Origin of the sequence: Rhizobium sp. Root1203 (genome assembly GCF_001424945.1) — a bacterium.
Taxonomy (GTDB): Bacteria; Pseudomonadota; Alphaproteobacteria; order Rhizobiales; family Rhizobiaceae; genus Rhizobium.
Genome location: NZ_LMCW01000024.1, coordinates 21,092 through 39,152, shown reverse-complemented (window position 1 = coordinate 39,152; position 18,061 = coordinate 21,092). Strand labels below are relative to the sequence as shown.

Genomic DNA, 18,061 nt, shown 5'->3' with positions numbered 1-18,061 from the left:
TTCCTGACATATTTGCAAGGAGACAACCAACCGTCATGGATATCGCGTCATGAACTTGCAAACACGTGGAAAAAGCAACACGCGTGCACCGACCGGGTCCGTTACAGGGCTTTGCTCTGCGTCCGCCACCATGTTTGCAGTGGGAATGGCGCTTCTCGGTTACTGGGGAGTGTATGAACAAGGGCGCTGGCATTCAATCGACTATCTTGTGATGGTTGTAGCTATCATCGGATTTGCAGCACTGGGTTCCGTGCCTTGGATTGTGACCACACCTGTAGCTGAGGAGGATGCAGACAAAGTCGTCGACGCCAGGCGAGCGATGGCACTGGGGACGGCCTTAATCTGGACGGCCGTCTGTGTTGCCGTATTTGCCTAGTTGCCCTGCACCTGATCCCATGCGACCGCCAATGGATCCATTTGAAGTGATAGCCCAGACCGACGTCTCACCCCGAGCCGCTGACGAGCCCAAATCGGTCAACGATATCGTCAAGCGACGTGCAACGATGGCCGGGCTTGCGGACTTGCCTGACCTGTTCCCGTATCGGCTCTTCCTCGTAAAGCCAAAGCGGCGTACCCGCGCTCGAGCCGATGTGAGCGCAGCGTCTGTCAGGTCAGATCACAGGGATTGTGGTCTCATTTCGATCATGCTCGCTGCTCGATCCTTCCCCTCCGCTCATAACCCCAGTCAAAAAATGACTTCTTTGCGATCGCATGAAGGATCAGCAGTCGTATCCGCTGGTGTGAGCCGAGGATCCGGCACCACCGATCTTAACTCAGCGGCGATTGTCTCTGCGGCCTTTCGAGGTAAAGGTCCGAGTAGGATGACATCGTCGCCCCGCTCCAGCTCCTTCAATGCACTGAAGACTGTTTGAATGATTGTCGTCCTACACTTTCGGTTCAAAAGATCGGGGTGGCTCTAGGTGGGCACTCGGGTCGGCGCTCCGAGCCTCATCAAGGGCGTCTTCTGGTGCAAACGAAGCTTCGAGACGGTATGCCAAATCCGAGACACAATCCCGTCGCGAAATGCAGGTTCAAATACCAGCGAAGTCTGGCGCTTGACCCCCCGCCAGAAACGTTGCCGCTTGCGCTGATCGACCACCTCATTGGGTCGCCGTTTAGGCGAGGACACGCGAAGACGTCCGCCACAGATGAACACCCACGATGTCCGAGTGTCGTCCAGAACTCGCGCCGCAACAGCTGCAACGTCCTGTGGACGCCGCGTCGAAGGGCGGCGCGTGACGCAGTTGGCGATGACGTTCCCATCGTCTTCGATAGCGGTATTCGCCGGGGTAGCGATATTGCCGCCGCTGTCGCGTCGGCCACCCAGATCTCACCGTCACTTGCGGCTGTGCGCACATGGAAGGCCAGGAATGTGGCGCAGTAGGCCTGCGCCTCCTGCTCGAGCGTATCGAGCATCCGCGGCAACCAGGCAATCCGGCCCGCCGCATCAATATCGCCTCGCGTATTATCGAAGGACGTTCGGCCGGCCCGTGCAGCCAGTCTGATCGGTGAACCATCGTGAAAACAAGGCGTTGATGGGTCGAGGGTTCGCTGCCATATTGCCGGCGAAGAAATCCAAATCGCAAGCTCCCGAGAAACGCATGACCGATCTCACATCCTCCCCGGCACTTTCAACCTCAGTCAAAGCGCATGTCCCGCGTCCCATCGCAAAGGTCAGTCTGAAGTGGACGATGATCGAGGAGGATCGGCTGTCGATCCTGGAGAAATTTCAGATCGTGCGGGATCTCGGCTTCGATGGCGTCGAGCTCGACTCTCCAAATGAACTTCCCGTCGACGAGATCTTGAATGCTCGCGAAAAGACAGGCCTCGCCATCCCGGGCGTGGTGAATTCAGTGCACTGGAAAAGCCCGTTGACGGATAGCGATCCTGCAACCCGCCAGGCATGTGTTGCATCCATGATAACTGCGCTTCACGATGCCAAGCTCTATGGCGCCGATACGGTATTGCTCGTCCCGGGTGTGGTCCGAGACGGCACGAGTTACAAGGCGGCCTATGACCGGTCACTCGAAGAGATTGCGAAGATGCTCCCCCATGCGGAGGAGACGGGTGTTTCAATCGCGTTGGAAAACGTCTGGAACGATTTCCTTATAAGCCCGCTGGAGGCGGCCCGTTTCGTCGACGCGTGTGACCATCCCCTGGTCGGATGGTATTTCGACGTCGGCAACGTGCTGCGTTACGGAAGGCCGACAGACTGGATCGAGGCGCTCGGTGAGCGCATCCTCAAGATCGACGTCAAGGAATTCAGCCTGGGCAAGATGAATTCACAAGGACCATGGAAAGGGTTCGATGTGGAGTTGGGCGATGGCGACTGCGATTGGCCGGCGGTCAATCAGGCCCTGTCGGAGATCGGCTATTCGGGCTGGGCCTCGGTCGAGGTGCCTGGCGGTGACCGAAAGAGACTGGCGGCCATCAAGGAACGCGTCGATCGTATCGTCGCGGCGTGACGATACGATACGATCGCCATACGGTGTCAGCTGGCGAGTTCGGCAAACAGCCGGCGCGCGTTCGCAAGGCCGGTTTCGCAGCCCAACAAGGTCGGTTCATTGCCCTCGTATTCGAGCGATACGAACCCGTCATAGCCGGATTCGACCACGCTCTTGAGTATCTCCGTGACCGGCATGTCGCCAAAGCCGAACACCGAGCCCCGAATATGCTGGCCGCCGAGCGTCTCAAGCCACCCCGGACCCGGCTTGGTCCGGCGGATGTAGAAATCCTTCAAATGGACAAAGCTCGCATGTTTGATCGCTGCTCTCGTTCCCATCAGTGGGTCTTCGTCCACGCATAGAAAATTGCCGACATCGAGCGTCATCTTAAAGCTTGGAAGGTCAACGGCATGAATCAGGCGCTTGATGCGTTCGCTGGAATTCATGAAGAACCCGTGATCCTCCACGCTCGCCGTAACACCCAAGCGTTCGGCCTGCACCGCGATCTCGTGGCACGCCTCGGCGATGATGGGGAAAGCCTTCTCGAACTCCGATGTCTCAGTCGCCCGCAAGGACCAGGGCACGACATCGTGGCGAAGAAAGCGCACATCGAGGCGGTCGCAGAGTTCGACGTAGCGCTTGACCCGCTCGATTTGCGGGCGGCGGGCATCGGAATCGATGAAGTTGGCGGCGATACAAATGCCCGACAGGGGAATGCCGGTCTGGCGGGACGCTGCGCGCAGACGCGCGAGGCCTTCCTGATCAGCGCCAAGCTCGTAATTCATATCCTCTCCGGGCGGCGCGATCGATAGCGTCGCAAGCTCGAGATGCTCGCCGCCATGGTCCCTGATCCAGGTGAACAGATCCTCGATCTGCATGGCGCCATCAAGCATCAGAGGGCGAAAACTGTAGGAACTCAGGCCGATTTTCATGGGGACTCCTCAATGTCTGTGAGGCCAGCATCGAGAACATGGTTGAGACTGTCAACATCGTGATTGACAATCGCTTCGATACATCTTTCTTTGTTATCAAAGAGATGAAGCGTTTGGAGACCAGCCGCAATGTCCGAGAAGTCTGCCGATGTCGTCATCATAGGAAGCGGCCCGACAGGGGCAGCCTATGCAAGGGTCATACGCGACGAATGGCCGGAGGCGCGGATTCTGATGGTGGAAGCCGGCCCCCAGATCAAGTCTGAGACCGGCGCTCATCTCGACAACATCCTCGATGATCAGGCCCGCGCAGAAGCCGAAATCAAAGCGCAAGGCCCGACGCCATCGCCCTACGCGCCGATCACGCGGGCTGAATGGGATGAGCGGCGGGCCGGTCGGTTCGATGCTTCGCTTTTGCGCCGGCAGGGCTTGTACATGGCCAACGACGGCGACACGAAAGACGACACCCTGTTTGCGGGTTTTTCGGCTGCCAACGTCGGCGGCATGGGAACGAAGTGGACGACAGGGTGCCCCAGGCCATCGGCAGCCGAGCTGGTTCCCTTTATCCATCCTGAACTGATGTCGGAAGCGCTCGGGCGCGCGGAAACCCTGCTGAAGGTCAACGCGGATCTGCATCCGGGCGACGCTATTGCCGACAATGTTCGCGAGCGGTTGGCCGGTCTGTTCAATTCTGGACGGCCTCATGATCGCCGTGTCCGGCCCATGCCGTTGGCGAGCACGCCTATCCCGGGCGGCTTTTTGCGGCACGGAACGGATGTGATCCTCGGACCGATGGTTGACGAGCCGAGAGACCTGTTTAGGATTGCAACAAAGACAGCGTGCCGGCGAATTCTTCACGAAGGGGGGAAGGCCAGCGGGGTCGAATTGGTCTCATTGGAGGACGATACGGTCTGGCAGGTTGAGGCAGGCACAGTGATCGTCGCCGCCGACTCGCTGCATTCCCCACAATTGCTTTACGCGTCAGGTATCCGTCCGGACGCCCTTGGTCGATATATCAACGACCACTACCAGGTGACCAAGCTCATCGAAATGGACACCGATAAGCCGATGGAATCAATGAGCTGGATTCCCCGTGCCGATGATTGGCCATTTTCGGTGACCATAGCCCCGACCAGCGCCCATACACTGCCTTTCTCCGCAACATTCAACGGCCAGCCTGTCTTTATTGGCGTGTTCTGCGCGTCCGATGTCATACCGGACAATCGTGTTCTCTTCGACGAAAGCAAGAAAGATTGGCTTGGGTTGCCATCGATCTCCATCAAGGCGCACAAGACGCCCGACGATCTCGAACGGCTTGAGCAGGGCAAGGAACTGGCTATGCGAATTGCCAAGACGATCGGACGCCCGGCGGATGGGTTTGAAACCAGCGTTCTGCCTGTCGGCAGTTCGCTGCATTATCAAGGCACGATGCGCATGGGCGCCGAAGATGATGGGTCAAGCGTCTGCGATCGGGACAGCCGGGTCTGGTGCTTCGACAATCTCTATGTCGCCGGCAATGGCATCATCCCGACGATGACCGCGACAAATCCGACGCTGTTTTCCGTGGCCCTGGCTATTCTCGGTGCGCGCCGTATCGCCGCCCTTAAACGCCACGCAGCTTGAAGAACGCCCGCGGATACAGCAGTGTCCGCCATTCGATCGAGAACAGATCCGGAGAATCCTATTGCAAGCAGAACCCCTGTCGGTCCTCGTCGTCGGTCTCGGCCAGATGGGACGCAGTCACGCGCTGGCCTATCACAAGCATGCCGGCTTCGACCTGGTCGGCTTGGTCAATCGATCCACGCCGGTTCTGCCGGAAGACCTTTCCGGCTATCCGCTGCGCCATGACTATCTGAAAGCGCTGGCGGAATTGTCGCCGCGCGTCGTTTCGATCGCAACGCACACCAACACACATGCAGACATGGCAGTCGCCGCACTCGAAAGCGGCGCGCATGTTTTCGTCGAAAAACCGCTGGCTTCCAATGTTGCAGATGCGGAGCGCGTGGTGGCGGCAGCCAGGGCCAATGGTCGGAAACTGGTCGTCGGCTACATCCTGCGACATCATCCGTCCTGGACGCGGATGATCGACGAGTCACGTCAGCTCGGCGGCCCTTACGTGTTCCGGATGAATCTCAATCAGCAGTCGAGCGGCAGCGCCTGGAATATTCATCGCTCAATCATGCAATCGACGTCCCCGATTGTCGATTGCGGCGTTCACTATGTCGACGTCATGTGCCAGATCACCGATTCAAAGCCGGTCGAGGTTCGCGGCATGGGCCTGGGGCTGGCCAGGGGGCTGCCGGCGGGCATGTATAACTATGGCCACTTCCAAGTTCTGTTCGAGGATGGAAGCGTTGGCTGGTATGAGGCGGGCTGGGGACCGATGATGTCGGAGACCGCGTTTTTCGTCAAAGACGTGATCTCGCCGCGAGGCTCCGTCTCGATCGTCATGGATGAAGGTGCGAGTTCTGCAAGTCTCGACGCGCATACGAAGACTTCGCGGCTGCGGGTTCACCACGCGGAGACCGATGAGGCGGGCAGTTTCGTTCGGAGCGACGACTGGCTGGACATGCATGACGAGCCTGATCATCAAATGCTGTGCGATCGCGAGCAGGATTTTGTGCATCGGGCCGTCACCGAAGACCTCGATCTTACACGCCACATGGACGATGCCGTGACCTCGTTGAAGATCTGCCTTGCCGCGGACGAAAGTGTTCGGTCCGGTCAGCCCGTGAAGCTATAGGTCCAATTTAAGGCTGGCTGGCCGAACCGGCAAGCCGCGTCGTTGTGCGTCTGCCGAATCCCAGGGCCGAACAGACCGGTGAGGGGATCCAAGGTGGCGGAGACGGTAGGATTTTAGCTTTCGATACGCGAGTGGCCCGGCAGAGGATTCCCCGGCCGGGCTTCGACACGGCAGTCGGGCAGATCACTTCGGCGTAACGTCGAAGCCAAACCACTTTTCCGAAAGCATCTTGATTGTGCCGTCTGCCTTTGCAGCTGCGATCGCGTCGTTGAACATCGCCTTCAGTTCGGAGTCGTCCTTGCGCAGGCCAACGGAGCTACCGCGCCCCAAAAAACCGCCCTGGAAGCGCGGGCCCGTCGTCGTCATGTCCTCGTTGCCCGGTTTCTGCGACGCGGTGGTGAGGTAGGCCATGGATGCCATGACAAGATCGACCCGGCCGGCCTTCAGGTCGAGATCGTGCTCTTCAGTCGTCTTGTATTCGCGAACCTCAACGACATCCTTGAGATACTTGTTGACGAAGGCCGCCCCGGTCGAAGCTGTCTGCACGCCGATTGTCTTGCCCTGCAGCATCGGCTTGATCCTGTCGATTTCAGCAACGGCGCCTGCTTCATCACTGGCGAGCGAGAAAACCTGGCCCTTCTGTGGCAGGTTTGCGAGTTCGCTCGACTTGGATGTTGCAAATGCCTGGCCCGTCGAGCCATATGAGTCGCTGAAGGCGATGACCTCTTCGCGCTTGGCAGTCGCCGACATGCCGGAGATGATGGCGTCGAACTTGCCGGCGTTCAGCGCCGGGATCATGCCGTCGAAGTTCTGAACGACAACCTTGCACTCCACTTTCATGTGATCGCAGAGATACTTGCTGAGCTCAATCTCGTAGCCGTCGAGCGTGCCGTCCGGCTTGGTGAAGTTGTAGGGCTTGAAGGCGCCTTCGGTGGCGATCGAAACTGCCGTCCACTTCTTGTCTTCGCTGTGCGCAGCCGTTGCGGCTGCAACCAGGACGGTGGCGGAGATCGCCGCGAATATCCGTGAAGAAATGATCATGTTTTGTCCCCTTTTTCGTTGCTTGGGTTGAACTCTACTTGCTGATGAACTGTCTGAAGCGCTCTGAGCGCGAACTGACGAAGACATCCTGCGGCTTGCCGTCTTCCTCGACGACGCCCTTGTGCAGGAAAACGACACGGCTGGAAACGTCGCGGGCAAAGCCCATTTCATGAGTGACGACCAGCATGGTGCGGCCTTCCTCGGCAAGGCTGCGCATGACACGCAGCACCTCGCCGACCAGTTCCGGATCAAGCGCTGACGTCGGCTCGTCGAAGAGCATCACCTTCGGACGCATAGCAAGCGCGCGGGCGATCGCTGCGCGCTGCTGCTGGCCGCCGGACAAATGGGAGGGATAGAAATTGCGCTTCTCGGCGATTCCGACCTTGGCAAGCAGCGCTTCGGCTTCCTCGATGCATTCCGCCTTCGACCGGCCCTGAACGTGCACCGGCGCCTCGATGACATTTTCGAGCACGGTCTTGTGGGACCAGAGATTGAAGCTCTGGAACACCATGCCGAGATGAGAGCGAATGCGGTCGACCTGCCGGCGGTCGGCCGGGCGACTGGCGTGCTTGCCATCAGGGACCATCCGAATGGTTTCGCCGCCGACGGTGACTTCGCCGGAATTCGGCGTCTCCAGCAGGTTGATGCAGCGCAGGAAAGTGGACTTTCCCGAACCCGAGGAGCCGAGGATCGACACGACGTCGCCCTCATGCGCGTCGAGCGAGATGCCTTTAAGGACTTCGACGGAGCCAAAGCTCTTGTGCAGGTTGCGGACGCTGAGCGCGACCGGGGGCAGGAAGCCGTTCGCCACGGTCATCGGGCGTCTCCTTCAAGTGCGGGGGCGGCGTCGGTCGCCGAATGGTGGGGAAGGGGGAGGCGCAGATGCGGGCTCAGCCAGTATTCGACGAGATGAACAAGCCGCGTCAGCAGGAAGTTGATCGCGAGATAGATGGCACCGGCGACGATGAAGACCTCGATGGCGCGGTAGGTTTCGGAAATAATTCTCGCCGCTACGCCTGTCACTTCCATCAGGGTGATGATCGACGCGAGCGACGTTGCCTTCACCATCGAGATCATCTCGTTGCCGTAGCCGGGCAGCGCCTGGCGGATTGCCAGCGGCAACACGATGCGGCGGAACTGCATGAACCGCGGCATGCCGCATGCGCGCGCCGCCTCGATCTGGCCGAAGGGCACGGATTGCAGCCCGCCGCGAATGATCTCGCTCGCATAGGCGGCAGTGTTCATGGTGAGCGCCAGGACTGCGCACCAGTAAGGTTCCCGCAGGAGGGGCCACAGGAAGCTGTGCCGCACCGCTGCAAACTGGCCAAGGCCGTAGTAGATAAGGAAGATCTGCACGAGCAGTGGCGTGCCGCGGAAGACGAACACATAGGCGCGCGCAAACCATTCGAGCGCAAGCACGCCGGAAAGCCGGCAAAGGGCGATGGCCAGCGCCAGGACCGCGCCGAGAGCGATCGAGCTTACCGCAAGCGTCAGCGTGAGCGGGATCGCCGAGATGAGGTTGAGGAAGGTTTCGGTGAGAAAGCCCCAGTCCATCAGACCCTCCTTACGCCGCGCGACAGCTGCTTTTCAGCACGTCGCAGAAACAGGCCGGAGCCGGTCGAGATGACGAGATAGATCCCACTGGCAATGACGTAGAAATCGAAGGGCAGGCCGGTGGACCCGGCGGCGATCTGCGTCTGGCGCAGGAGTTCGGCGACGCCGGTGATCGAGACGAGCGCCGATTCCTTCAGAACCACCTGCCAGACGTTGCCGAGCCCGGGCAGCGCGTGACGCAGCGTCAGCGGCGCGATGATGCGGCGGAAGCGAAGGGCGCGTCCCATGCCGCAGGCAACGGCCGCCTCGATTTCGCCCGGATGCACGGCCCTGAAGGCGCCACGGAAGATTTCGGTAAATTGTGCTCCGGAGGTCACTCCAACCGCGAGCGAGCCAGCGAGGAAGCCGGGAAAGCCAAAAAAGCCGCCGGCGCCGAACATATGGCCGATGGCGGTCACAAGCGCGCTTCCGCCGAAGTAGAAGAGGTAAATGACCAGAAGGTCGGGGATGCCGCGCAAAACGGTCGTATACGTGTCTGCCGCCATCCTGAGGCCGCGACCGCCCGAAATCTTTGCCCATGCGCCGAAAGAGCCGATCACGGCTCCGATCGAATAGCCGGCCAGCGCGATCAGAATCGTCATCCACGCACCGGCCAGCAGCGCCTTGCCCCAGCCGTTAGGGCCGAAGCTTACGAGTTCCAGGATGCCGGGCTGGTTCATTGCGCCTCTCTTTCGGGCAGCGGCGGCTGAACGTCGTCGGGGATGGGGTTGACGAACCGCGTCCCATCGAGGCGAGCCTCGAGGTCCGCCTTGGCTGCCTCGATAAGCGCCGGGTTGCGGATGAGGTCGATGGCGGTGCCCGCCATCACCTTTGCCGCATGTTCCATGCCCTTGTGGGCGGCGGGAAGCTTGCCTTGGGCGACCAGCTGCCACGAGTGGCCGGGCGTCCCGATCGCATACGTCGCGCCGCGCATCTGCACCGTCGGCACGACCCAGCTGACGGTGCCGACATCGGTCGAGCCGACGATCGTGCTGTCGCCGGCATAGAGCGGAAAGATTTCCTCGCAGAGCGGCTGGTCCTTCTTCGCCCTTAGTCCGAAGCGCTGATAGGAGGCGGAGATGTCCTCGGCGCTCATGGTCTGCTGGAACGCGCGGGCCGTCTTACGGTCCAGCTCGTCGAAGACCGGGGGGCCAAGCCGTTGCAGGTTTGCGAACATCAGCTCCTCGAGGGGACGGTTGCCGACGAGGTTGGCGTCGCCGCTGATCACTTCGCTGCGCACGGACGTCTCCGTCATTAACGCCGCCCCTTCCGCCACCTTCCTCACGCGGGCGACCAGTGAATGCAGTTCGGGCAGGTTTCGCGCGCGGATGAGATAGCGGACGGCTGCACGCGCCTGAACGACGTTGGGTGCATGGCCGCCGGTGTCGGTGACGGCATAGTGGATGCGGGCGGTCGAGGGCATGTGCTCGCGCATATAGTTCACGCCGACATTCATCAACTCGACGGCGTCAAGCGCGCTACGGCCGAGATGCGGTGTCGCGGACGCATGCGAGGCACGGCCGGTAAAATGGAAGTTGAGCTCGTTGCATGCGAGCGAAACCGGATTGTTGATGCCGGCAAACGCTGCCGGATGCCAGCAGATGGCGATGTCGACATCGTCAAAGACGCCCGATCGTACCATGAAACCCTTCGACGAACCGCCTTCTTCCGCGGGGCAGCCGTAGTAGCGGATACGGCCTTTCAGGCCGTTTTCGGCGAGAAAATCCTTGACGGCGGCAGCGGCCAGCATCGAGCCGGCGCCGAGCATGTTGTGCCCGCAACCGTGACCGTTGCCGTTCGGCGCGGCCTCGCGCTTCTCGGGGAGTCCGGCTACCTGGCTCATGCCGGGCAACGCGTCGAACTCGCCAAGGATGGCGATCACCGGACCACCTTCGCCTGCTTCGCCCATGACTGCCGTCGGAAGGCCGGCAAAGCTGCGCTCGACGCGAAAGCCTTCGGCTTCGAGCCGGCGTGCATGCTCTTCCGCCGAGCGGTATTCGCAGTAGTTCGTTTCCGGCATGTCCCATATACGGTCGCTCAGCGCGAAGAAGGCCTCGCGCTTGCCTTCGACGATGTCCCAAACGGAATTCGAGTTTTTCATGGCTTTCAAAGCAATCCGGTTTCACATAGTATCCAAAATTGGTGCCAATTTAGGATACAAAAATTTATTGCGCAATCCGTGTGCATGAATAATTTTTGGCCTTCTTAAGCACCTCGCGCACATACAGAAATTCGATCTGGCATGATAAGAGTGGTGGAAAATTGGGGGTGTGAATGGCGGACGCCGTAATCGATTCGAAGTCGGAAGTATCTGACGCACGGGACGTAACAGATCTTGTGCTGCAGGATATTCTCGCAGGGGTTCTATTGCCGGGAACCTGGCTGAAGCAGATCGACCTCGAGCGGCGCTATAAGTGCACGCGCCCGGAAGTGCGCCGGGCGTTGGATCGCCTCGCGCAGAAACGGCTGGTCGAGCATGTTCCCAACCGTGGCTACCACGTCTATGAACCAGACGGACGGCGGGCGCGGGAGGTGAGCGAAATCCGCATTGTTCTCGAGACCGCCGTCGCGGAGGCAATCGTCGAGAAGGCGTCGTCGGCCGAGATCGCGAGACTGCGGCAACTGGCGGAGCATTTCGATCGTATGGTGCTGAACGGCACGACGCTGGAACTCTATGAAGCCAACCTGGCGTTCCATCGCCATCTGCTGACCCTCGGCGGCAATCTTGAACTGGTGGAACTCATCACGGAGATCCGTCAGCGGACATCGTCCGCTCCGGTCTCCCAGTGGCGGACGCGTGCGCGTGTGGAGCAGTCCGGCCGCGAACATCACATGATGGTCGATGCAATCGCAGCCAGTGATACCGACCGGCTTAAGGTTCTGGTGCGTCAGCACATCCTGCAACGCTGATCCTTAGAGCGCGAAACACTGGCGGACGCTGGCGTCTTCATGTTGGGTTGCGCGCAAGGGCGCGAGACCAACCACGCGACATCTCACGCCGGCGCCCTATGTCCCTCCCTCAGACCGATCGTCCCAGTGGGTCATGTCATAGTGGTAGAAAGAGTTGAGAGCATGTGCCTCACGTTTGCCGTCGGCGATGTCCATGGATGCTACACTCAGCTGGAAGCTATGCTTCGCCGGATTGAGGGCTACGGCGCTGGGACCGTTGTTTTCCTTGGCGATTACGTCGATAGAGGTCCCAACAGCTGCGGAGTTGTCCGGAGGCTGATTGAGGGTCCAAATTCGGCGGACTGGAAGTGGATCACCCTCATGGGCAACCACGAAGACATGATGGTCGGCGCTCAAGATGGCCGCTATGACGAAGGCTGGTGGCTTGACAATGGCGGTCTGGAGACGCTGACATCATACGGGAATGACATCCCCGCAGTCCATCTCGGATGGGCCGCTTCCTTGCCAATGATACATCAGGACGAACATCGCATCTTCGTGCACGCTGGCGTCAGGGATGGCATCTACTTTGAGGACCAGACTGCCAACGATTTAATGTGGACGCGCTTCCCCGCCGGCTACTCGGGGGAATACTGGGGCAAGCATCTCGTGCACGGCCATACACCCTCGCCTAAGAACCCGCAGACGACTGGAAACCGAACCAACCTCGATAGTGCATGTGTTTTCGGAGGCCGGTTATCCTGCGCGGTTTTCGATGACCGCATCCCCGGAGGCCCAATCGAATTCATCGAGGTCTGTTCCTGAGCAGAAGCAGGATCGACTCTCGTTGGCCAGTGGCGCGTGCAAAACGCGACTAATGGCCTTTGCCCGGACGCTTCAGAACGCTGACAATTTCCTTGTTCAAGAGAATCAGGAAATGATCGTCATCGAGACGGTTCGCGATTTCCCCGTCCTCCGTCATGTAGTCCGTTCTTGGCAGGCCCAGTCCGCGGGCCACTTTGATCTGTTCGACAATAACATACGATCTCCCTGCTTCACCCTCGCAGCGAAACCGGCGTTTGTCTTTGTATCGCGCCATCTTCAATTCTCCCCGTGTCGCCCCATCAAAAAGGCATGCGCGAGAGAATTCAAGCTAAAAATTAGAGAATACTAAAGGACGGCTCGCTTTCGGCGGGCCGGTCGTCCGGATAACGAACGCAGATCACATCCCAAATATTCTACACGCGCTGCGGGATCACGTTTTCTGCAAAGTGTGTCGAAAGCAGAAGTGGATGTGGCATTTACTCCTGTCGCGGGGAGCATAGGTCGAAGTCGCTCGCCTTTGACGGGCTAGAAAGTCGTTTCCCGAACTATCCACCAAACAGGGAGAAATGCGAGCGCAATAGCTGCAAGCCAGACCGAGGTAAACATTATCAGATAATGCCGTCGCTCTTTGACTTCATTCCACTCGCAATACATCGCCAACTTCCCACACTTCAGCTCGACTACTGAAGCATCGCTCCAACTAAGAGCCGAGTGCGGAACTACAACACTCACTGGCTCGCTTGGAGCGAACCTTTTTATTTCCAGGCAGCGCTGAGTTCGCGTGCGGCGTTCTGAGCATCTGCTCACGACTGGGAGCAGATGTCATGCCACGGTTATTTGCCACCCCTATAAGTCCAAGCGAACACCAATCAACTGCAACGGGGAAGCAAGCTTGAGCAATTCACTTTGGCATCGGCATGAAAGGGGCCCATGCGGCGTTCTGAGGTGGCGGGCGACGTCCGCCTGTCCGTTCGTGCAGACCGATGCTGCGATCACTCCGCTCGCCCAGTTTTTAAGACGAGGTAACCCATGACGAAGATCGTTGGCCATCGCGGCGCACGCAACCAATGGCCCGAAAACTCGATGGAGGGGTTCCGGAAGACATTGGAGCTGGCAGTCGATGCCATCGAATTCGACGTGCACCTTACCGATGCGGGTGAAGTCGTCGTCATTCACGACGCCATGCTCGATCGCACGGTCGAGGGAACGGGCAAGGTGAGGGCGCTATCGCCCGATAAGCGTCGGACGGCCTGCCTCAAAGGATCGCATGAACCTATCCCGACGCTCGACGAGGCGCTTTCGCTGTTTGCCTCCTCACGGCCTTTGGGACTTCACGTCGAGCTCAAGGCCGACGTCGATGGCATACCTTACGAAGGGCTTGAAGCATTGGTTGCTAGTACGCTCCGGCGCCACGGTATTGCCAAGCGCAGCTTGCTCACGAGCTTCAATCTTGAGGTTCTTGCTCGATGCCGGCGTGTCGCCCCGGATATCGGTCGTCTGTGTTCGATCAACGCGAGGTCTGCAGAGCCGCTTGGTGTGGCTGCAACAGTCGCGCGGGCTGCAGAACTTGCTGACCTCGTCGCCGTGGAGAAGACGCTGCTTGCCGCTTCGTCTTCCGACATTGAGGCACTCGTGTCGCGCGAACGTCTTTGCTGCTGGGTATTGAACGAGCGAGAGGAACTCGAACAATGGCTTGGGGCGGGCGTCGGCTGGATTACCAGTGACGACCCCTCGCTTGCCTTGGCCGTCCGCACCAGATCGCGCGACGCGGCTGCATAGTGCGATTGTCCAAAAATCGGTTTGGTTGTCGCTCAGCTCCGGCGAGAAATAGGTGCCCGAGCGGATTGCAGCCACGAAATCCTCAACAGAACTGTGCGTTTTATGACCAATGTAGACCTTCTGATTTTTGACTGCGACGGCGTGCTTATCGACAGCGAGCCGATCGCTGCTCGCACGCTCGCTCATGCCATATCAAATGCAGGCATCAAGATGACACCGAGAGAGGTTCTCGTTGAATTTACCGGCAAGGCAGAGGTTGAGGTGCGAAGCATACTCGTCGAACGTGGCCTGTCCGACGTCGACTCCGTCTTTGCTGGATGGCATGTCGAGATATTCGCGGCGTTCCGGCGTGAGCTCCGGGAGATGGACGGCATAAGCGAAGTCCTGCGTGGGCTCGATATCGCAAAGTGCGTTGCGTCGAACAGCTCCGTTAACCGTCTCAGGATGAGCCTTGGGCTTCTCGACATTTGGGCAAACTTCGCGCCTAACGTTTTCAGTGCCGAAATGGTGGCGGCGCCTAAGCCCGCCCCGGACCTCATCGAACTCTGTCTGTCCAGGATGGGTATGAGCAGCGCGCGCAGCGTCGTAATCGATGATAGTCCGGCCGGCATCCGGGCGGCACGCGCTGCCGGCGTCAAGGCAATCGGCTTCGTGGCACACGATGATCCGCGCCAAGGCAGGCTCGAAGCGCTGCTCGCGGCCGGTGCGCAAGAGGTCGCTATCGGTGCCGGGGAACTGCAGCGGATACTACATCGCCTCATCCCTAGCCCGTACAGAGCCCGGCAGGCGATCGGGGTCGAAGCATGATGGCGTTCGACGCTTCGACAGGAGAGATGGCTCTTTGCGCACCGGATGGCGGACGCTGCCTTGAGCGGAGAGCAGTGGAGATCGCGAAATGATTGCACGGCGGGACGATCATGGCAATCGGCTCGACTTCACCGCGAAGGCCGGCTGGCTTTACTACATAGGCGGCCACAGCCAGGACGAGATCGCTCAGAAGCTGGGCGTTTCCAGGCAAACCGCTCAGCGGCTCGTGTCCCGCGCCGTCTCGCAGGGTCTGATCAAGATCAGGCTCGACCATCCGGTCGGACATTGCATGAGCCTTGCGGCCCGGCTGAAGTCCAGGTTTTCGCTTCAGTTCGTGGAGGTGATCCCATCCGGCGACCAGGACCAAGGCTTGAGTGGCGGTCTCGCCCAGGCTGCAGCTGCCGAGATCGAGCGGCGGCTGGCATGCGACACGCCAAAGGTTATTGCCATCGGAACCGGCCATACGCTCAAGGCTGCGATCGAGGAAATGGTGCCGATAGAGTCGCGCCAGCACAAGATTGTCTCCCTGACCGGCAATATCACCCGGGAGGGATCAGTCTGGTTCTACAACGTCGTCTTCAAGCTAGCAGATCTGATCACAGCGAAATGCTTTCCCATGCCGGTTCCCGTCATTGCGTCGTCGCGGCAGGAGCGCACGATCCTTCATAGCCAACCTGTCATCCGCCAGACGTTGTCGCTTGCCGCCCGCGCAGATGTGGCCTTCGTTGGCATCGGGGACGTCAGCGCTCAGGCGCCTCTCTTCCTCGACGAATTCATCCTTAAGGACGAACTGAAATTGCTCCAACAGGCAGGAGCGATTGGCGAAATTGTCGGCTGGACCTTCGACAAGGACGGCAGGCTGATCGAAGGGGTTACAAACGACCGGGTCGCGAGCGCCCCTATTCCCTCGTGTAGCAGAACGCTCGTGATCGGGGTGGCGAAGGGCGAAAGAAAGTTGGCAGCCATTCAAGGCGCGCTTAGGGGGCGTCTCATCAACGGTCTGATGACTGATGAAATCACCGCGAAAAACCTGCTTGGCCGGTGATCGTCGTACCTGCTGAATGCATCGACACGAGTTGATTGCGCCTATGGCTGACCCTCGTTCGATAGAGCCACCTTGACCGAAATCCAAGAGGATTTGGGCCAGGGGTGGTGTTGATATGCAAAATTACATAGCAAATACAATAGCTTGAATGTCACATAAAGTTCATCGGATCATCAAGAAAACGACACGCAACCGGCCCTAAAACACCGCGATATCAGGACCGGCCCGTGCCCGGCAAAACGTCGCCAAAGGAGAGACTTCCATGCTTTCAATCAATCGACGCAGCGTTCTTGGGCTGCTTGGTGCAACAGCCGGCACGGCGATCCTGCCGCGCATTGCAATGAGCCAGGGCAAGCGGTCGTCCGTGACGATCGCGGTGCAGAAGATCACCAACAACAACACACTTGATATCTGGAACGAGCAGTCGAATGTTGGCGAACGCGTGTTCTTCCCGAACCTTTGGGAAGGTTTGATCCTGCGCGACTGGATGGGTAATCAGGGTCCGGTTGCCGGTCTTGCCACCGACTGGAAACGCATCGACGACAAGACGCTTGAACTGACCCTTCGCCAGGGCGTGAAGTTCCACAACGGCGACGAGCTGACGGCTGACGATGTCGTCTTCAGCTTCTCCTCGCAACGCGTCTTCGGCAGCACACAGCCGGCTGGCGGCAAGACCATCTTCGAAGGCGACAACAAACCGACCTCCGTCAAGGAGCTGCCGGCAACGGTTCCTGGCGTTGGCCGCCGTCTGTGGCCGGCACTCGCCGGTGTCGAGGCGGTCGATAAATACACGGTCCGCTTCCACAACGCGACACCTGACGTGACCCTTGAAGGTCGCCTCTACGCCTTCGGCAGCCAGATCGCCAACCGCCGCGCCTGGGACGAGGCTGCAACCTATGTCGACTGGGCTCGCAAGCCGGTTACGACGGGTCCCTATATGGTCTCCGAGTTCAAGCCTGACGTGTCCCTGACGCTGGTGGCCTTCGATGACTACTGGGGCGGCCGTCCGCCGGTCGAGCAGATCCGTTTTGTTGAAGTTCCGGAAGTCGCCTCGCGCGTCAACGGCCTGCTGTCCGGTGAATATGATTTTGCCTGCGACCTTCCGCCGGACCAGATCGCCACCGTTCAGAATACGCCCGGTTTCGAAGTGCAGGGCTCGACGATCAACAATCATCGCATCTCGGTCTTCAATACCCAGAATTCGGTTCTCCAGAGCCCGCTGGTGCGCCGCGCCATGACCCATGCGATCGACCGCCAGGCGATCGTCGAGGCGCTGTGGGCCGGGCAAACCAAGATCCCCGCGGGTCTGCAGTTCCCGTTCTACGGTGACATGTTCGTCGAGGGCTGGTCCGTTCCGGAGTACAATCCGGCACTCGCGCAGGATCTCCTGAAGCAGGCCAACTACAAGGGCGATGCGATCCCCTTCCGCCTCCTCAATAACTACTACACCAACCAGACCGCCAACGGTCAGATCATGGTGGAGATGTGGAAGCAGGTCGGTCTCAACGTCGAGATCGAGATGAAGGAAAACTGGGGGCAGATCCATGATCCCGCAGGCGTCAAAGGCGTCCGTGACTGGTCGGCCGGGGCAAGTTTCAACGACCCGGTATCCACAATCGTTGCCCAGTTCGGCCCGAATGGCGAGGTCCAGCAGAAGAAGGACTGGTCGAACGCCGAGGTCAACCAGATGTCGTTAATTCTGGAAACCAGCACCGACCATGCGCAGCGCAAGAAGGCATTTGCGCGCATGCTGGAGATCTGCGAGCGCGAAGACCCCGTCTATCAGGTCCTGCATCAAAACGCCGTCTTCACCGGCATGAAGTCGTCGTTGAAATGGAAGGCCGCTCCGGCCTTCGCCATGGACTTCCGTTCCAACAACTGGCCGAGCTGATTTCGGCGGTGAAACGGGGGCCGGCGGCGCGCGCTGTCGGACCCTATCTCGTTCGTTACGGACGCAAACGATCGA

Annotated in this window: 17 protein-coding genes and 1 pseudogene; 11 read left to right on the top strand and 7 right to left on the bottom strand. The window is 59.6% G+C overall.

The window, feature by feature from the left end; genetic code table 11:
* The first annotated feature begins 49 nt into the window (after positions 1–49).
* From ASC97_RS22290 to ASC97_RS22285, 3 genes and pseudogenes are all read left to right on the top strand, one after another.
* Entirely contained in the window at positions 50–376 is a 327-nt protein-coding gene (locus ASC97_RS22290) for a hypothetical protein (RefSeq protein ID WP_057470537.1), read from the top strand.
* 858 nt (positions 377–1,234) lie between these two features.
* Positions 1,235–1,512, top strand: a pseudogene (locus ASC97_RS35490) (alpha-hydroxy-acid oxidizing protein); the annotation flags it as partial.
* A gap of 89 nt (positions 1,513–1,601) precedes the next feature.
* Positions 1,602–2,465, top strand: a complete 864-nt coding sequence (locus tag ASC97_RS22285; RefSeq protein WP_244481541.1) for a sugar phosphate isomerase/epimerase family protein — start codon at positions 1,602–1,604, stop codon at positions 2,463–2,465.
* A gap of 26 nt (positions 2,466–2,491) precedes the next feature.
* Here the strand turns inward: ASC97_RS22285 and ASC97_RS22280 are convergent, their stop codons facing one another.
* Positions 2,492–3,376 (bottom strand): sugar phosphate isomerase/epimerase family protein, encoded by an 885-nt coding sequence (locus ASC97_RS22280; protein ID WP_057470536.1) that lies wholly within the window; start codon positions 3,374–3,376, stop codon positions 2,492–2,494.
* 129 nt (positions 3,377–3,505) lie between these two features.
* Here ASC97_RS22280 and ASC97_RS22275 point away from each other — a divergent pair, with 129 nt between their 5' ends.
* Together ASC97_RS22275 and ASC97_RS22270 are read left to right on the top strand one after the other, a co-directional pair.
* On the top strand, positions 3,506–4,996 hold the full coding sequence (locus ASC97_RS22275; protein ID WP_057470535.1) for a GMC oxidoreductase: 1,491 nt from the start codon (positions 3,506–3,508) through the stop codon (positions 4,994–4,996).
* 61 nt (positions 4,997–5,057) lie between these two features.
* On the top strand, positions 5,058–6,116 hold the full coding sequence (locus tag ASC97_RS22270) for a Gfo/Idh/MocA family protein (RefSeq protein ID WP_443216766.1): 1,059 nt from the start codon (positions 5,058–5,060) through the stop codon (positions 6,114–6,116).
* Positions 6,117–6,299: 183 nt separating this feature from the next.
* On the opposite strand, the gene ASC97_RS22265 is transcribed toward ASC97_RS22270, so the two are convergent.
* Genes ASC97_RS22265 through ASC97_RS22245 form a run of 5 tightly spaced genes read right to left on the bottom strand, consistent with a single transcriptional unit; the run spans position 6,300 to position 10,851 of the window.
* Positions 6,300–7,157 (bottom strand): transporter substrate-binding domain-containing protein, encoded by an 858-nt coding sequence (locus ASC97_RS22265; protein WP_057470534.1) that lies wholly within the window; start codon positions 7,155–7,157, stop codon positions 6,300–6,302.
* Positions 7,158–7,191: 34 nt separating this feature from the next.
* Positions 7,192–7,974, bottom strand: coding sequence for an ABC transporter ATP-binding protein (locus tag ASC97_RS22260; RefSeq protein ID WP_057470533.1), 783 nt, complete (start codon positions 7,972–7,974; stop codon positions 7,192–7,194).
* Positions 7,971–8,711, bottom strand: coding sequence for an ABC transporter permease (locus ASC97_RS22255; protein WP_057470532.1), 741 nt, complete (start codon positions 8,709–8,711; stop codon positions 7,971–7,973). Before ASC97_RS22255 ends, ASC97_RS22260 begins: the two co-directional genes overlap by 4 nt.
* On the bottom strand, positions 8,711–9,430 hold the full coding sequence (locus ASC97_RS22250; RefSeq protein WP_057470531.1) for an ABC transporter permease: 720 nt from the start codon (positions 9,428–9,430) through the stop codon (positions 8,711–8,713). The genes ASC97_RS22255 and ASC97_RS22250 overlap by 1 nt, the downstream gene beginning before the upstream one ends.
* Positions 9,427–10,851, bottom strand: coding sequence for a M20 family metallopeptidase (locus ASC97_RS22245; RefSeq protein ID WP_057470530.1), 1,425 nt, complete (start codon positions 10,849–10,851; stop codon positions 9,427–9,429). Before ASC97_RS22245 ends, ASC97_RS22250 begins: the two co-directional genes overlap by 4 nt.
* 173 nt (positions 10,852–11,024) lie before the next feature.
* Between ASC97_RS22245 and ASC97_RS22240 the strand changes: the two genes are divergently transcribed.
* A complete protein-coding gene (locus tag ASC97_RS22240) occupies positions 11,025–11,660 on the top strand; it encodes a GntR family transcriptional regulator (protein ID WP_057470529.1) in 636 nt (211 codons plus the stop codon).
* Between the two features lie 162 nt (positions 11,661–11,822).
* On the top strand, positions 11,823–12,464 hold the full coding sequence (locus ASC97_RS22235; RefSeq protein WP_057470528.1) for a metallophosphoesterase family protein: 642 nt from the start codon (positions 11,823–11,825) through the stop codon (positions 12,462–12,464).
* Positions 12,465–12,513: 49 nt separating this feature from the next.
* Here ASC97_RS22235 and ASC97_RS22230 read toward each other — a convergent pair whose 3' ends face one another.
* Complete coding sequence (locus ASC97_RS22230; RefSeq protein ID WP_057470527.1) at positions 12,514–12,738, bottom strand: hypothetical protein; 225 nt, start codon at positions 12,736–12,738, stop codon at positions 12,514–12,516.
* A gap of 755 nt (positions 12,739–13,493) precedes the next feature.
* On the opposite strand from ASC97_RS22230, the gene ASC97_RS22225 reads away from it, so the two are divergent.
* From ASC97_RS22225 to ASC97_RS22210, 4 genes are all read left to right on the top strand, one after another.
* Positions 13,494–14,243 carry a glycerophosphodiester phosphodiesterase family protein gene (locus ASC97_RS22225; protein ID WP_057470526.1) on the top strand — a complete coding sequence of 250 codons (750 nt, stop codon included), beginning with the start codon at positions 13,494–13,496 and terminating at the stop codon, positions 14,241–14,243.
* A gap of 102 nt (positions 14,244–14,345) precedes the next feature.
* The gene (locus tag ASC97_RS22220) at positions 14,346–15,050 is read left to right on the top strand and encodes an HAD-IA family hydrolase (RefSeq protein ID WP_057470525.1); all 705 of its coding nucleotides are present in this window, start codon (positions 14,346–14,348) and stop codon (positions 15,048–15,050) included.
* A gap of 88 nt (positions 15,051–15,138) precedes the next feature.
* Positions 15,139–16,095, top strand: coding sequence for a sugar-binding transcriptional regulator (locus ASC97_RS22215; protein WP_057470524.1), 957 nt, complete (start codon positions 15,139–15,141; stop codon positions 16,093–16,095).
* Positions 16,096–16,357: 262 nt separating this feature from the next.
* Positions 16,358–17,986 (top strand): ABC transporter substrate-binding protein, encoded by a 1,629-nt coding sequence (locus tag ASC97_RS22210; RefSeq protein ID WP_057470523.1) that lies wholly within the window; start codon positions 16,358–16,360, stop codon positions 17,984–17,986.
* The last annotated feature ends 75 nt before the right edge of the window (positions 17,987–18,061 follow it).

What these genes read in the sequence shown, in the direction of transcription:
- ASC97_RS22245 (WP_057470530.1), bottom strand. Translation starts at nt 10,851, where the DNA reads ATGAAAAACTCGAATTCCGTTTGGGACATCGTCGAAGGCAAGCGCGAG.
- ASC97_RS22225 (WP_057470526.1), top strand. Translation starts at nt 13,494, where the DNA reads ATGACGAAGATCGTTGGCCATCGCGGCGCACGCAACCAATGGCCCGAA.
- ASC97_RS22280 (WP_057470536.1), bottom strand. Translation starts at nt 3,376, where the DNA reads ATGAAAATCGGCCTGAGTTCCTACAGTTTTCGCCCTCTGATGCTTGAT.
- ASC97_RS22260 (WP_057470533.1), bottom strand. Translation starts at nt 7,974, where the DNA reads ATGACCGTGGCGAACGGCTTCCTGCCCCCGGTCGCGCTCAGCGTCCGC.
- ASC97_RS22235 (WP_057470528.1), top strand. Translation starts at nt 11,823, where the DNA reads ATGTGCCTCACGTTTGCCGTCGGCGATGTCCATGGATGCTACACTCAG.
- ASC97_RS22230 (WP_057470527.1), bottom strand. Translation starts at nt 12,738, where the DNA reads ATGGCGCGATACAAAGACAAACGCCGGTTTCGCTGCGAGGGTGAAGCA.
- ASC97_RS22240 (WP_057470529.1), top strand. Translation starts at nt 11,025, where the DNA reads ATGGCGGACGCCGTAATCGATTCGAAGTCGGAAGTATCTGACGCACGG.
- ASC97_RS22220 (WP_057470525.1), top strand. Translation starts at nt 14,346, where the DNA reads ATGACCAATGTAGACCTTCTGATTTTTGACTGCGACGGCGTGCTTATC.
- ASC97_RS22285 (WP_244481541.1), top strand. Translation starts at nt 1,602, where the DNA reads ATGACCGATCTCACATCCTCCCCGGCACTTTCAACCTCAGTCAAAGCG.
- ASC97_RS22265 (WP_057470534.1), bottom strand. Translation starts at nt 7,157, where the DNA reads ATGATCATTTCTTCACGGATATTCGCGGCGATCTCCGCCACCGTCCTG.
- ASC97_RS22210 (WP_057470523.1), top strand. Translation starts at nt 16,358, where the DNA reads ATGCTTTCAATCAATCGACGCAGCGTTCTTGGGCTGCTTGGTGCAACA.
- ASC97_RS22290 (WP_057470537.1), top strand. Translation starts at nt 50, where the DNA reads ATGAACTTGCAAACACGTGGAAAAAGCAACACGCGTGCACCGACCGGG.
- ASC97_RS22250 (WP_057470531.1), bottom strand. Translation starts at nt 9,430, where the DNA reads ATGAACCAGCCCGGCATCCTGGAACTCGTAAGCTTCGGCCCTAACGGC.
- ASC97_RS22255 (WP_057470532.1), bottom strand. Translation starts at nt 8,711, where the DNA reads ATGGACTGGGGCTTTCTCACCGAAACCTTCCTCAACCTCATCTCGGCG.
- ASC97_RS22215 (WP_057470524.1), top strand. Translation starts at nt 15,139, where the DNA reads ATGATTGCACGGCGGGACGATCATGGCAATCGGCTCGACTTCACCGCG.
- ASC97_RS22275 (WP_057470535.1), top strand. Translation starts at nt 3,506, where the DNA reads ATGTCCGAGAAGTCTGCCGATGTCGTCATCATAGGAAGCGGCCCGACA.